The organism is Bacteroidales bacterium, assembly GCA_013141385.1.
In the GTDB taxonomy this organism is placed as follows: domain Bacteria; phylum Bacteroidota; class Bacteroidia; order Bacteroidales; family Tenuifilaceae; genus UBA8529.
The window spans coordinates 118613-134644 of the sequence record JABFRB010000011.1; the positions used below are offsets into that span (position 1 = coordinate 118613).

General features: G+C 32.2%; 2 protein-coding genes. Both read left to right on the forward strand.

The features are described 5' to 3' along the window. The first annotated feature begins 29 nt into the window (after positions 1-29). Positions 30-9602, forward strand: a complete 9573-nt coding sequence (locus tag HOO91_06390; protein ID NOU17171.1) for an amino acid adenylation domain-containing protein — start codon at positions 30-32, stop codon at positions 9600-9602. A 52-nt stretch (positions 9603-9654) separates the two neighbouring features. Then, complete coding sequence (locus tag HOO91_06395; protein NOU17172.1) at positions 9655-16008, forward strand: amino acid adenylation domain-containing protein; 6354 nt, start codon at positions 9655-9657, stop codon at positions 16006-16008. The last annotated feature ends 24 nt before the right edge of the window (positions 16009-16032 follow it).

Below are 16032 nucleotides of genomic sequence, written 5' to 3' on the forward strand. Positions count from 1 at the left end.
GTAATTAACTAATTATATATTTTGTACGAATGAAAGTTGCAAATCTTATTATTAAATTATATAAGTTGGGTATAAAAATTCAACTTATCGATGAAAATTTAGATATTGAAGCTAATGAAGGCGTTTTGACCGAAGAGCTAATTGGCGAAATAACTAAGAATAAGAAGGAGATTATCTCTTTTTTAAAAAAGCAGCAAAGTAAAAATGAGCAACTATCTATAATAAATACTGAGAAAAGAGATTATTACTCTTTATCTTCGGCTCAAAGAAGGTTGTATGTTTTGAATCAACAAGATAAGAATAGCACTGCTTATAATTTAACCAGTATAATATCATTACCAAAAGATTACCAGAAGAACAAAATTGAAAACGCCCTAATAGAATTAATCAAACGACATGATAGTTTCAGAACCAATTTTTACTATTTGAATGAGGAACCAGTTCAGATTATTCATTCAACTGTCAGTTTTCAATTGGAGGTATATAATTGTTTAAAAAATGATTTCTATAAAATATACAGTCAATTCAATAGACCATTCGATTTAAGCAAAGACTGTTTGCTTAGGGGCGCATTTATTGAAATAGACGGAACTGAAAAGGTGTTATTGATAGACATGCACCACATAATTAGCGATAATGTTTCCGCATCAATATTAGAAAAAGAATTTATAAGTATTTACAATGGGGGAAAATTACCTCCACTTCCACTTCAATACAAAGATTATTCAGAACTGCAAAAGAATATTATTCAACAAGCAAGAATAAAAAATCAGGAAGCGTACTGGCTAGATAAATTTAATGATGAAATTCCAGTATTAACATTACCAGTCGATTATTCAAGAGAGGCTATTCAGAGTTTAGAAGGCACTTCAATGAATCTGATAATATCTGGAGACGAAGCTAAACATATTAAATCTTTTGCTGAAAATCAGGATGTAACTATTTACATGGTATTGCTATCGGCATTTTCATTATTCATTTCAAAAATTAGTAATCAGAACGATATCGTAATTGGAACACCCGTAGCAGGAAGACAGAATCATAATTTTGAGGATATTGTAGGTATATTTATAAATACTCTAGCGCTTCGCTTTAAAATTGATTCTAATACAACTTTAAATGAGTATTTAAATACATTAAAAACAAATACGCTAGAGGCGTTTGATAATCAAGAATATCAGTTTGAAGATTTAATTGATAAAGTCATCATTAATAGGGATTTTAGTCGTAATCCGCTTTTTGATGTTATGTTTAGTTTTGTTGATCAAACACATATTTTAGATGAGTTTTCCGAGAGTTCGGAAAAGTTTAATTTTACGACTAAAACGTCAAAATTTGATTTAACTCTAATTGCGGTTGAGTATGAAAATTACTTTTTACTAAAATTTGAGTATAGCACAAAATTATTTAAACAGGAAACAATTGAACGAATCATAAATTATTTTAAACACATTCTGCAACAACATACAAATAAAATAACAAGCAATATATCTGATATTGAATTAATAACTCCTTCCCAAAAACAACAAATATTACATGATTTTAATAAAACAAAGAAAGATTACCCAACTACAAAAACAATTCATCAACTAATAGAAGAACAGGCATATAGAACTCCGAGTGAAATTTCAGTTTCTTGTAATGGCGTTGTACTTACCTATTCAGAGTTAAACAGAAAAGCAGAACAGTTGGCCCATTACCTTTTCCAAAAAGGTTATAATAATGGAAAACTTGTTGGGATAATGGTAGAACGTTCAATTGAGTTAGTAATTGGAATACTTGGAATATTAAAATCAGGGTGTGCATATTTACCTTTGGATGCTGAGCATCCAAAGGAACGAAACGAAAAAATAATTAAAAATAGTGAGGTAGAGGTTATACTATCAAATATTGATGGATTACAGTTAAGCATATCTGAAATTATTGATTTGAAAAATGAAGAAATATTCAATAGAACAGAATTAAAAAATATTATAAAATGCAAGAGTGATGATTTAGCTTATGTTATATATACATCCGGTTCAACTGGAGATCCCAAAGGGGTAATGGTGGAGCATAAGAATGTTGTCAACTTTATTTTTGGCATGAAAGAGTTTTTTGATATTAAAGAGGGAGCGTCCCTTTTATCATTGACCACAATTTCATTTGATATTTTTGGATTGGAAATATATGCTCCTCTCTGTAGTGGAGCAAAAGTAATTATTGGTAGTAATGAAGATCAGAAAGATGTAAAAAGGATAAACCAAATACTACATGAAAATGAAGTTTCCGTATTGCAGTTAACACCATCTAGGTTAAGATTAATCCTGTCGAATACAGAAAAACCGGAGTTATTAAGTTGTATTAAAACGCTGTTAATTGGTGGGGAAGAGTTGCCATTAATGCTGCTGGAAGAAGCAAGGGAGGTTTTTAAAGGAAATATATATAACATGTATGGACCAACTGAAACAACAATATGGTCTACATATAAAAATGTTACTGGAAATGCTCAATTGAACATCGGTAAACCAATAATTAATACACAGATAAGGATTTTAGGGCAAAATAATTCGCTTCAACCCATAGGCATTTCAGGTGAATTGTGCATATCGGGTGATGGTGTTGCAAGGGGATATTACAGAAACCCAAAACTTACTGAGGAGAAATTTGTAGAAATAGTAGATGATTTAGGAATTAAAACAAGAGTATATAAAACAGGCGATCTTGCTCGTTGGTTACCTGATGGCGATATTGAATTTTTAGGTCGAATAGATCAGCAGGTTAAGATAAGAGGCTACCGGGTTGAGCTAGGAGAAATAGAAAGCATACTTCTTAAACATCCCGAAGTAAAAGAATGTGTTGTACATATCTTTGAGAGTAATGAAGATAAATATCTTTGTGCTTACATAGTTGCTTCAAAAGGTTTCGATTTCGATTCTTTAAGAAGTTATTTAATTGGACTGTTACCAGATTATATGATCCCATCCCATTTTATTGGTGTGGATGAGATACCTCTAACCCCAAGCGGGAAAATAAATAGAAAAGCATTACCCTCCCCTCAACCTACAAGAAAAGATGATTTTGTTAAGCCATTAACAAAAACTCAAAAATTATTAGTGGAAATATGGAAAGAGGCTTTGAAATTAGAAGACGTAGGTGTTAAAGATCAATTTTATAAAGTTGGGGGCGACTCAATTAAAGCAATAAGATTAGTCAATTTGATTAATAAATCATTTAATGTTGAACTTCAAATTACCGATTTATACTTAAACGAAACAATTGAGAAACTATCCTCAATTATTAGTAATCAGAATTCAAATCGTATTGAAGAAAAAAAGACAATTGAAAAAAGTATTAATGAATTAAAAGAGAATATTCTTGATCGTATTGAAGAAAGACAATTGATTGAAGATGTTTACCCAATGAGTGATATCGAAATTGGTATGGCATACCATTCGATTCTCGATAAAGAAAGTGGAACATATCTTGATCAAATGGTGCGACAAGTAAAGATTCCAAATTTCAATCCGCAATTTTTTGAGAAAGCATTAAATCTATTATGCGATAAACATTCGATACTCAGAACTACTCTTCATCTTGAAGATTTTCAAGAACCAGTTCAAGTTGTTCATAAAAAAAGTATAGTTGATTATCAACACATGGATTTAACAGGGCTAAGCGGAAAAGAGCAGGAAGAATATTTGTTGCAAGTTCAAAAGAATGATAAAACAAAAGGCCTTGATATTAAGAAACTACCTCTTTGGCATGCTAAATCATATTCGGTAGGTAATGATGTAATCGTTGTGCTTTTTATGTGTCATCATGCAATCCTTGATGGTTGGAGCGATAGTTCATTAATGACTGAATTAAATAACGTTTACCTAAAGTTAATTGAGGATAATAGCTATAAACCAGGGCTATTACAAAGTACATATAGAAATCATGTAGTAGATCAAATTATTGAAAAGAGAAACGAAGAAACAAAGGAATACTGGATACAGGAACTCAAGGATTATAAAAGATTAGAGTTTTCAAAAGATATAAATATTGTTGAAGAGAAAAAGATCAAGTTTGTTCGTATTGATGATGTTTTAGCGAATTCAATTGTTAGTTTGGCTAATGAATTCGGAACAAATGTTAAGAATATTTATTTTGCTGCATATATCGATATCATTAGAAGATTTTCGTATAAAAAGGATTTTGTAGTAGGCATTGTCTCAAATACTAGACCCGTTTGCACTGATGGCGATAAAATTTTAGGATGTTTTTTAAATACAGTGCCAGTAAACATAACTCTTCAGCCTAATATTACAAATGAAAATTTCTTAAAATATATCATCAGTAAGCTAAATGTTTTAGTATTTTACGATAAACTACCCCTTGCGGAGATTCAAAAACTGGTGGGAGAGGATTCAAGTGATAAAAACCCATTTTTCGATACACTATTTAACTTCATCGACTTTCATATTTTTAATGATATTGAAGAGACAAAGGCTGTTGATTATCTTGGAATTAAAGGTAATGTCAGAATAAACACGCTATTCGATTTTAGTATTGATAGAACTTTTAGCGAAACTAGCCTTCTATTGCTATATACAAACAGTATTATCACCGATTCAAGAGCAGAAGAAATTTGCAATTGCTTTATTACAACCCTTAAGAGATTTGTAAGTAACTCTGAGGAACAACTGGGGAACGATAAGGTATTCTCCGATGAAGAAAAAAATGAATTATTATATTCATTTAATAATACCGAGAATACTAATAGTAATTTCAATCAGGTAAGTAAAATAATAAATAAAATATTCAGAGAGCACTCCAATAAGACTGCAATAGTTGTTCCAGTTGTAGTAGAGGACATGCATTATAAATATGGTGGGAGTGTTTCTAAAGAAGAAATAATTTATGATGATTATACATACAAATACATCGATCAAAAATCCAACTCGCTAGTAAGGTATCTTGAGAAAAAAGGGGTAAGAAAAAATTCATTAGTAGGAATACTTCTTGAACCTTCCGTGGAGATGATTATAAGCATTGTGGCGGCTTTAAAATCAGGATTTGGATATATGCCTATTTCATCTGAATTCCCAATGGATAGGATTAGCTATATGCTTAATGATAGCGATGCCAAAATTCTTATCTCCGATGGATTATTTGATTTAACATTTAATGGCGAAGTTGTTGATGTAGAAGATGAAAAAATCTATGAAGAGAGTACAGAACCGATAGAAAACGAAGTTAACGAAAACGATGCTGCTTACTTAATATATACATCAGGAACAACGGGAAAACCAAAAGGTGTATTAGTAAGTCAGGGTAATCTTGCCAATTATGTGAATTGGTTTACTGAAAAAATGAGTATTACCCCGAATGACAAGGGAATCTTAACATCATCATTTGCGTTTGATCTGGGGTATTCATCGTTATACACATCAATACTAAGCGGAGCAGAGCTACATTTACCTTCAAAAGATTTATATCTATCATCCAGTAAGCTAATAAAATATATCGATAGCAATGAAATTAGCTACCTTAAACTAACTCCCTCACATTTTAATGCACTAATAAATAGCAATGAACTTCGGAGTGATAATACTAGCAATCTGAGGTTAATCCTTATGGGCGGAGAGCCTATTAATCCAATTGATCTTAAGAAATTATTTAACATTAAAAAGGAGATTGTAGTTGTAAACCATTATGGTCCAACAGAAGCAACAATTGGGTGTATTACTAAGACAATTAAATCTGATATAGTTGAAGAATATTCCTTACAACCTGTAATCGGATCGCCAATAGATAATGCAAAGGCATTGATTCTGGATGATGATGGAGGAATACTTCCCATAGGGATATTAGGTGAACTTTGTATATCAGGTAAAGGAGTAGCCATGGGCTATTTAAACAAGCCAGAGCTAACCCATAGTAAATTTATTCAGGTAGATAAAATAGATGGAAAGGTCTATAGAACTGGTGATAAAGCGAAATGGCAATTTAATGGCGATATTGATTTCTTGGGTAGAGTCGATAATCAGATCAAAATTAGAGGATATAGAGTAGAACTTGGAGAGATTGAATCGAGTTTGAAAAAAAGTAATTTAGTAAGAGATGCCATTGTTATTGCAAAGCAGAATAGTAACGGCGATAAATATATATGCGCTTACATTATTAAAGAAAAAGAGAAAGTTGAAAATTGTTGCTCATGCAACAATACTAGTGACTTAAGAATCGATTACTCCGATTTGCCTTCAATTATAAGCAATAAGTCAGCTGAGAATGCCGAAGAAGATTTTATAGTAACTTCAAACACATCATTAAATTTCAGTGATGTAAATAGCAAAGTTACTAGTATTGCACATTCAATTTCCTCCAGTTTTGATAATAAGTATAGTTTAAACAATAGCGAGAGAGAGCGTTATAAACGACAAATTCTTTTGGATAGTTGGGGTTTAAGTTCACAGGAAAAGTTAAAAGCTACTGTTGTATTCGTTGCAGGGGCAGGAGGGGGTGCTTCGCCTACTTTAATGCAATTAGCGCTTGCAGGATTTGGGAAAATAAAAGTGTGTGATTTTGATGAGGTAGAACTATCGAACCTAAATAGACAATTTATGCACGATGAGTCTAGGTTAGGTAGGAACAAGGCTTTATCAGCACAAGAAACATTATCAAAAGTCAATCCAAATATTGAAGTCATACCCATTACAGAAAAATTGACCAGAGATAATGTAATGAGACTTGTAGGAGATTCAGCAATAATATTTGATATGTTTGATGGTGTACAGGATAAGTTTATTCTTTCCGAATGCGCCGTAAGAAAAGGAATTCCGCATGTTATATCAGCAATGACTGATATAAATGCCTACTCTGCCGTTTTCCACACCCCTCATACACCATGTTACCACTGTGTGTTTGATAGAGATAGACTCTATGCGTTGGTTAATGGAATGAAAAAAAATGATGAATCATACAAGAAAAACCCACTAGCAGTGGTGTCATCATCTCTTTTTGTAAGTGCTGGGCTGGGAGTTAGTGAAGCTTTAAAAATCGTTTTGGGGCTGGGCGTTCCAGCATACAATACATTCTTTTACTATAATTCAAAGGGGACAGATAGAATAAGCGAAATGTCAACTTACAGATCAATGACCTATTCCTTTAGCGATTTCTTTAGAGAAATTTCCAAAGAACAGGGTTTTGACTGGGAAGTTGGATGGAGAGGCAGATATTTAGAGGAAATAAAGATAAAAAAAGATCCTAATTGTCCTGTTTGTGGAGCTTCTGCGAAAATAAACGAGTTAGTAAGTGAGAATGATATTCAATCTAAACCAGCTACAAGCAAGAGTTTCCTGACCAATGTTATTAACGAAAATAATTGTGTGTCGATATGCCTGAGTGATGAAGTTGCAATGTCATTATCAATCCTTGCAATTATTAAAGCAGGTAAATCATTATGTATCCTTGATCCAAAACAATTAGACAACGATTTGAGAAATATTGTTATAACTAGTGGAACAAGAATAATTATTACAGATAATAGCACTTTAGATCGTGCCGAGAGGTTAAGGAACTCTGTTAATCGTAATATTAAAATTGTAAATATTGATACAATTCCTAGCGACACACAAGCAAATTTAAATCAACCTGAAAATAAGAACCTTAGTTATTTCTACAGTGATAATAACAATGAAATAAAGAGTATTCAACTTTCTAAACTTAGCACTTGGCTTGCGGAAGAAGAGAGTTCAACGAGTAAAAAGGATCTTATTATCCTTAAAAAGATATACAATTCACTGTTGAATAATAGAAAGTTAGTATTAGATAGAAGCTTATTTAATAGTGGTGATATTTCAACGGTACTAAATCAAGAGTTACTTAAACATCTCCCTGAATACATGCTGCCTGCCATGTACATTGAGATTAATAGTATTCCCCTTACTCCCAATGGCAAAGTAAACATTAAAGCATTGCCAGAACCTTTACAGGTATTAGACGAAGAAATTGAAAAACCACAGGATGAAAAGGAAGAGATAATTCTTCAAGTATGGCAAGAAGTATTGGGCAGAGATATAATATCAATAACCGATAATTTTTTTAGAATTGGCGGTGATTCAATAAAAGCCATTCAAATATCAGCCCGGCTAAACAAGGTTGGGTATAAACTTGAGATGGCTGATTTGTTGAGACTAGCAACAATTAAAAGTGTGGCAAATGTTATTAAAAAATCCACGTTAGTAATTGATCAAAGCGATGTTACCGGTGATGTACTATTAACCCCAATTCAAAAAGAATACTTTAAGGATAACTTCGATCTACATTATCGGAATATGGCTGTAATGTTTCATTCTCCAAATGGTTTAAGCGAAGAGGAAATACGGGCTGTATTTAATAAACTCGTTCAGCATCATGATATGCTTAGAAGCACATTTACCAATGTGGATGGCAATGTAATTCAAGCCATTGCTCCTGTTGGTAATAGTGTGCCACTTTCAATTTATAATTTAAAGGGTGATAAAAATGCCGCAGATAGGATTGAAGAGTTAGCAACTCAAATACACGCTAGCTTTGATTTATCTAAAGCACCTTTGATTAAATTGGGTTTATTCAAGTTGGATGATGGCGATCGTTTACTTATCTCAATTCATCACTTGGTTATGGATGGAATATCATGGCGAATTTTATTTGAGGATATTTCCATTCTACTAAATCAATACCGTAAAAATGAGAAATTAACCTTACCGCTTAAAACAAACTCATTTAAGCAATGGTCGGATAAACTGCATGAATATTCGAGTAGCGATGCATTAATTAAGGAGAGAGAGTACTGGGAGAAACTTGATATAAGCGTTACAAGACCTGTTCCAGAAGATTTTAAGGGTGATAACAGAATTAAAAATAGTAACTCAATTATCTATGAATTTGATACTGATGTTACTTCAAATCTTCTCTCCGAGGCTAATAATGCATTTGGAACCGAAGTAAATGATTTACTTCTATCAGCCCTAAGCTTGTCAATCCATAGACTGTATGGATATGATAAAGTTCTTATTTCGCTTGAAGGGCATGGTCGAGAAGGTATTGGTGTAAATATTGATATTAGCCGCACAGTAGGCTGGTTCACAACAACATTCCCAGTTACCCTAAGTATGGAATCTGCAAATGATTTAAGAAGGCAGATCATTGTAAATAAAGATATTATCCATAGAATTCCAGTAAAAGGCCTTGGCTATGGCTTACTTAAAATGATAAGCGAAAACACCAATAGTGCTTATAAACTGACACCTCAAATTAGTTTTAACTATTTAGGACAATTCGATGAGGATATTAAATTTATAAATGATTTTACATTAGCAAAAGAGTCAACTGGTATAACCAATAGCCCTGAAGGATTGCTTTCTTTTGATATTAGTTTCTCCGGCATGGTAAGGAATAAAAAACTTGAAATTATACTGTCATATAATAAATCGAAGTATAATCATGAAGGAATGGAGTTGCTATTGAACCAATTTAAGCAAGAGTTACTAAATATAGTCCAGTTTTGTTTATCAAAGGATAACCAAGAAACTACCTCAAGTGATTTTGATTACAAAAACCTTTCAGTGGAAGAACTTGAATCAATATTTGATTAATCCTACATCTTTTTAATATATTTCTTTTCTATTTAAACTACATAGCTTAATTATGTTAGCAAAAGAGAATATTCAGAATATCTATACCTTATCACCATTGCAGGAGGGTATGTATTTTCATTCATTATACAACGATGACAATGCATATCAAGAACAGGTATCTTATAGAGTGAGAGCAGACTTGGATATTCAATGTGTTGAGAAGAGTTTAAATGATTTGATAGTTGGACATGATATACTAAGAACTGTTTTTATAAATAAATCCGAAAAAATACTTCAAGTTGTCCTCAGGAAAAGAGATATAAAAATATATTTCAAGGATATATCTGGAACACAGGGTATCGATGAATTTCTTTCAGACTATAAGCAAACTGTTAGAAATGAAAAGTTTGATTTAGGAGTTGATTTACTTTTAAAAGTAGCCGTTATTAAGTGCTCAGATAATGAGTTTGAGATAATATGGACATTTCATCATATCCTAATGGATGGATGGTGTATGGGTTTGCTGAATATCGAATTCTTGGAAATTTACTTTGCAAATATTCAGAATAAACCTCTGAAAAAAGAGCCCGTAGGTCAGTTTGGAGTTTATATAAAATGGTTAGAGAAACAGAATAAAGATAAAGCACTTGAATTTTGGAGAAACTACCTATCGGGATTTGATAGATTAAGTACAGTGCCTGTTTTAATGAATGATAATACCAATTCTGAAATCTACGATCCTTGCTCATATAAGATAAAACTTGATGAAGTAAATTCTAAAGAATTAATTGGAATTGCCCTAAACAATCAAGCAACCATTAGTACAGTATTCCAAGCAATTTGGGCAGTATTGCTAAGTAAGTATAATAATTGCAATGATATAGTTTTTGGAACAGTAGTTTCTGGTAGACCTCCCGAAATTATTGATGTAGAAAAGATTATTGGTCTATTTATTAATACAATTCCACAACGAATAAAAATAAATGGAAGCGATACTTTTATTGAACTCTTAAAACAAGTTCATTCAGACACAATAAGTTGTAAACCTTACCATTATTCCTCTTTAGCCGAAATTCAAAGAGAATCAGGACTCCCTGATGGGTTGTTTGATAATATTCTTGTATTTGAGAACTACCCAATTTATCAGGAATTGGACTCTGTTATGCAAGATAACTCGGGAGAACATGAGTTTAAGGTGGTTAATTTTGATATGATTGAACAAACAAATTACCATATCAACGTATCCATAATCCCTGGTGATTCTATTACTTTACAATTTGACTTTAATAAGAATAAATACGGCTCAGATACAATCTTGAAAGTTGCTGAACATTTTCAGCAATGTGTAAATGAAATTGTTAATCATCGAGATAAGAAAATTAAAGAAATATCTATTTTATCAATTGATGAAAAAGAAAAAATATTGAATGGTTTTAATTCTAATTATAAAATAGTCAATACCGAAAAAACAGTTATAAATTTATTTCAAGAGCAGGTAACTAAGCACCCAGATAGAATTTCAACAATAATAAATCAGAATTATTTTACTTATAAAGAAATAGATAAAAGATCTGATTCCCTCGCTATTTATTTAAAAGATAAAGGTGTTACAAGAAACACAATTGTTGGAATATACCTAGATAGATCACAGGATGTCATTATTTCGATTTTGGGTATACTAAAAGCAGGTGGAGCATTCCTTACAATTGATTCAACCTATCCTCCCGATAAAACAAAATATATTATCAAGGATAGTAACACGAAATACCTTATATCACATCAAGACTTAACATCTGGTATTATTTCTGCAATTAGCGATATCATCTATTTAGATCAGATTTCAGAATACGAAAATAATCAAAAGCCTGAGGTGATTAATGCACCAGATGATTTGGCTTACATTATTTACACGTCTGGCTCTACCGGTCAGCCAAAGGGTGTTATGATTGATCATGCGCAGCTAATGTCAGTTACAAATGCATGGACTGTGGGTTATGATTTAAACGAATTTGAAATAAAACTTTTACAAATTGCCAGTTTTTCATTCGATGTATTTGTAGGAGATATATCAAGATCTTTGTTCAACGGAGGATGCATGGTAATTTGTGACAGTGAACAAAGAATGGATCTAATACTTCTCCAAAACCTATTTATAAAACACAACATTAGCATTGTTGAATCAACACCATCATTGTTAATCCCCTTAATGGATTACATGTATGATGCTAAAACAAAAATTAAAGCTTTAAAACTTCTAATAATTGGATCTGATGTTTGTAATAGTACAGAATTTTCAAGATTGAAAAGTAGATATGGAAATAGTTTCAGAATAATTAATAGCTATGGAACCACTGAAACAACTATCGATTCAAGTTTTTATGAGTGTTTAAGTGCTGATTCTATGAATGGTACGCTTAAAGCGGGTACGGTGCCTATAGGAAATCCAATGCGAAATACCAAGTATTATATATTAGATAATAATCAATCATACGTTCCAATTGGGGTACTTGGCGATTTATATATTGCAGGGAATGGGGTGGGACGTGGTTATCTCAATAAAATTGAACTATCCGATGAAAAATTTAATTATTACTTAAATGATAATCAACGACTTTATAAAACTGGAGATGTCGCAAAATGGTTGCCAGATGGAAATGTTGATTTTATAGGAAGAATAGACAATCAGGTAAAAATTAGAGGTTTTAGAGTTGAACTAGGCGAAATAGAATCGGCAATATTAAAATATGGTGGTATTGAGAAGGCTATAGTATTAGTGAATGAGGATGCTAATAAAACTAAATACTTATGTGCTTACATTAAGCATAAGAGCATTATTAATCAATCGGCATTATTATCATTCTTAAAAGGAATGTTGCCAAATTATATGCTTCCAGCATTATTTATTAAAATTGATGATGTACCACTTACTGCTAATTCAAAAATAGATATTAACGCTTTGCCCAAACCTCAAATAGTTAATAATAATATTATTGAAAAGGCAAACAACGAAAACGAGCAAAAACTAATTTCTATTTGGTCGGAGGTGCTACTTATAGATATTGATAGAATTGGAAGAAATTCAGATTTCTTTGAACTTGGAGGACATTCTTTAAAAGTTATACTATTAATTGCCAAAATATACAAGCAATTTGAAGTTAAAATTACAGTTAAAGAAGTATTTGAAAACCCTTTACTTAGTGGTTTGGCAGATATAATCAACAAGAATGATAAAAAGAAATATATTTCAATTAGTAAAGCCGTAAATAAAGAGTTCTATAAATTATCATCTGCACAAAAGCGATTGTATTTGCTACAGCAATTGGATTTGGATTCCACCGCATATAATATGCCCAATTTCCTACCCTTGGAGCTAGGAATGAATATTTCGAAGATACAAGAGGTTTTCAATCAGCTTATGATGCGCCACGAGACTTTCCGAACAAGTATAGAAATGGTTGGTGAAGAGCCCATGCAGCGAATACACGATAATGTAGAATTGAAAATTCAAGAAATTCACATAGAAAAAGGGGAGGAGCAAGCCACCAAAAATAAATTCATACAGGCTTTCGATTTATCAAAGGCTCCAATGTTAAGAGTGGCACTGGTTGAGGTTCACGGAGCGGGAAGTCACTTAATGATAGACATGCACCATGTTATTTGTGATGGAATTTCGCACGATATCTTAGAGCAGGAATTTAGGGCACTATGCTCTGGGAAAACGCTACCCCCATTAAAATTGCAGTATAAAGATTATAGTGAGTGGCAATGCAGCGATGAACACAAAGAATGGGAAAAGAAACAGGAATCATATTGGTTAAAGAAATTTGAAGGTGAAATACCAGTTTTAAACCTTCCTACAGATTTTATACGCCCTGCTATACAAAGTTATGATGGAGCGAATATAAACTTTACCTTGAGCAATGAAGAAACTGCAAGTATTAAATCACTTGCAAAAGAAAGTGGTTTAACCAATTACATGGCCGTTTTATCGGCATTTACTATTCTTCTTTCGAAATTGAGTGGTCAAGAAGATATAATTGTAGGTAGCCCAATTGTAGGCCGTAATCATATTGATTTAGAGCGAATAGTTGGAATGTTTGTGAATACATTGGCTTTACGAAACGAAGTAAAAGGCGATACAACGATAAGAGCATTTTTGGAGAATGTAAAACAAACAGCAATTGAGTCATTTGATAATTCCGATTACCAATTTGAGGATTTGGTGGAGAAGGTATCAGTAAGAAGGGATATGAGTCGCAATCCAGTGTTTGTTGTAATATTTACTATGATCAACCAGGAGGAATACAGTGAAAATTTATCATATATAATTGAAAAGGAATTCAAACATACACTCGGAATATCAAAATTTGATTTGAACTTAACCACTGTCGATTTTGGATCTCAAATATTAATGAATATTGAATATTGTACTAAGTTATTCAAGGCAGAAAGTATTGATCTTTACATTGGTTATTTAAAGCGTATTATAAAGGGAATATCGGAAAATATTGATCAACCCATTTCGGCGATTGAGATGCTAGGTGTTGAGGAGAAGCATCAGCTGTTGTATGATTTTAACAATACTACAACAAATTACCCTATTGATAAATCTGTAAAATTAATAGTGGAAGAAATATCCGCTAAATTCCCTGATAATATTGCATTGAGCTATGGACAAACTCAAATAAGTTATAATGAGTTTAATAATAGAAGTAATCAACTCGCTAGACAAATAATAGCAAAGGGAATACAGCAGGGCGATGTGGTTGGTTTAATAGCTGAAAGATCCGAATTACTTATCATAGCAATATTTGGTATAATTAAAGCAGGAGCAGCATATTTACCCATTAGCTTCGATTGGCCTGAAGAACGTATTCAATTTCTATTATCTGATACAGGCTGCTCGTTAATTCTTTATGAAAAAGGGTTAGTGGAACTTAAAGATTTTAATGCAGATACACTCGATATTACTATCCCTGACTTATTTGAAGGAAAATCAGAAAATATAGACTTTTCAGTAGAAGCATCAAATCCAATATATATAATCTATACATCAGGAACTACAGGAGTTCCAAAGGGTGTTTTAACAACCCACAGTAATGTAACACGCGTTGTCCTTGATAACCATTACCTATCCTTGGCGAACAGTGACAAAATATTGCAATTATCTAGTTATACATTCGATGGATCTGTTTTTGATATATATGGAGCGTTGTTAAATGGGGGTAATCTAGTGGTTGTTGGTAGTAATGATATATTAGAAGTGGATTTATTATTGAATATTATTTCAAAAAAGCAAGTTTCTGTATTCTTCCTTACAACCGCACTGTTTAATACTCTTGTTGATTATGGTATAGATAGATTAAAAGATGTTAAAAAGATACTATTTGGTGGCGAGCGGATATCAAAACAACATGCAACCCTTGCATTAAAGGAGTTAGGCAAAGGAAAACTTGTTCATGTATATGGACCAACAGAAACTACTGTATATGCAAGCTATCATAATATCGATGAAATTGATAATGAAAGGGAAACAATACCTATAGGTAAACCATTATCTAATACAACAATTTACTTGTTAGATAAATCACGGAAACTTGTTGCCAAGGGAACTCCCGGAGAAATTTATATTGGAGGCACAGGTAATGCAAAAGGTTACCTTAATAGAGTTGATTTATCAAACGAGAAATTTGTCATTAACCCATATAAAGAAGGCGATATCCTTTATAAAACGGGAGATTTAGCGAGAATGCTACAGGATGGTAGTGTCGAGTTTATGGGTCGGATTGATCATCAGGTTAAAATTCGAGGATATAGGATAGAACTCGGTGAAATTGAAGCACATTTATTGAGATATTCAGGAATTGATGAGGTTTGCGTTGTTCTTTTCGAAAATAATGAAGATAAATATATCTGTGCGTATTATATTGCCAAAACGGACATTGATTTTAATGAACTAAAATCATTTCTAAGTAAATCAATCCCGGTATATATGATTCCTTCCTATTTTGTTGAACTTGAGAAATTTCCATTAAATGAAAACGGAAAAATTAACAAAAAAGAACTACCACAACCATCGAATGAATCAATAAATTATGCTGAATTTGTTGCCCCCAAGGATGGTGTTGAAAGGGACGTTGCAGATGTTTGGGAAGATGTTTTAAAAAGAAGCAGCATAGGGGTTAACGAAAACTTCTTTGATGTTGGCGGTAATTCATTAAAAATCATCGAACTAAAAAGTAAATTAAGTAAGAGGTTAAATATTGAAATAACTGTTGTTGAACTATTTGAAAATGCTACCATAAGTTCGTTTGTATCATCTTTAAATAGGAAAAAGAAAAATGCTGATGATGAACAATTTCAGGATGCTGGAACAATAGTAAATGAAACAATTGATATGTTTGAAAATATTGTTAGCAACTGATTCAAATAGCAGTACTTTAATGAA

Bases quoted from the DNA above. Each gene is read 5' to 3' on its own strand.
- HOO91_06390 (NOU17171.1), top strand. From the start codon at position 30: ATGAAAGTTGCAAATCTTATTATTAAATTATATAAGTTGGGTATAAAA.
- HOO91_06395 (NOU17172.1), top strand. From the start codon at position 9,655: ATGTTAGCAAAAGAGAATATTCAGAATATCTATACCTTATCACCATTG.